This window comes from Streptococcus mitis, assembly GCF_009496155.1.
Taxonomy (GTDB): Bacteria; Bacillota; Bacilli; order Lactobacillales; family Streptococcaceae; genus Streptococcus; species Streptococcus mitis_BQ.
Window position 1 is genome coordinate 1 of record NZ_WIJP01000047.1, and the last position, 676, is coordinate 676.

Consider the following 676-nt stretch of genomic DNA (forward strand, 5'->3'; position numbering starts at 1 on the left):
GAGTTATATGCCAAAACAAAGGAAAATAGTCTGGACATCGAAACTATTATTGGTGATGCGGCTTATTCAGGAAAGGACAACATTCAACTAGCTCGCAAAGAAAAGATTCATTTGGTGTCAAAACTGACCCCTTCTGTTTCAAAAGGTTACCGTAAAGAAGAGGATGCCTTTGAATTTAATAAAGACGCAGGGCTATTTGTCTGTCCAGAAGGACACATGGCTGTTCGCAAAGCAAGGACAGGGAAAAAATATCAAAATAAGAATCAAGTTATCACTCATTAATTTGACATTGAGAAGTGCAAGAATTGCCTTTCCAAGGAAGGGTGTTATCAGGAGGGGGCAAAGTCTAAAACTTATTCAATAACCATTAAGAGTAACGACCATCTTTTCCAGAAGAAATTTCAGGAAACACCTTATTTCAAAGAAATGGCCAGACATCGCTATAAAATCGAAGCGAAGAATGCCGAACTAAAACAGAGACATGGCTTTGATGTCGCACGGGCATCAGGTCTTTTCAACATGGAGTTACAGGCAGCCACAAGCATCTTCGTGGTCAATATGAAACGAATTATGACCTTAATAAATACAAAATAACCGAGGAATTCGCTCAAATTGATGAGTGATTTCTCGGTTTTCATTTCTTTAAAAGTAAGAGGCTTACTTTTTCAGTGGGCTC

General features: G+C 38.6%; 1 pseudogene. It reads left to right on the plus strand.

Annotated elements, in window-relative coordinates:
* Positions 1-594: pseudogene (locus GEZ84_RS10635) on the plus strand (transposase); the annotation flags it as partial.
* Between the last annotated feature and the right edge of the window lie 82 nt (positions 595-676).